At 60.0% G+C, this 340-nt stretch carries 1 pseudogene; it reads left to right on the forward strand.

Annotated features, from left to right (window positions below):
• Positions 1 to 340: pseudogene (srlE, locus tag FDX22_RS30935) on the forward strand (PTS glucitol/sorbitol transporter subunit IIB); the annotation flags it as partial.

Here is a 340-nt window from a genome sequence, read left to right on the forward strand (position 1 = left end):
CGCACCGTTAGCCAGCCATCCGCTGGGGCTGGTGACCCTGGCGCTGATTTGTTCTTTCCCGCTGCTGTCGCCTTTCCTCGGCCCCGGTGCGGTTATCGCCCAGGTTATCGGCGTTTTGATCGGCGTACAGATTGGTTTGGGGAATATTCCCCCTCATCTGGCGCTACCTGCCCTGTTCGCCATTAACGCTCAGGCTGCATGCGACTTTATTCCTGTCGGGCTGTCGCTGGCCGAAGCGCGTCAGGACACGGTTCGCGTCGGCGTGCCATCCGTTCTGGTGAGTCGTTTTCTCACCGGCGCGCCTACCGTTCTCATCGCCTGGTTTGTTTCCGGCTTTATT

Source organism: Citrobacter sp. TBCS-14 (assembly GCF_005280805.1).
Lineage (GTDB): Bacteria > Pseudomonadota > Gammaproteobacteria > Enterobacterales > Enterobacteriaceae > Citrobacter > Citrobacter gillenii.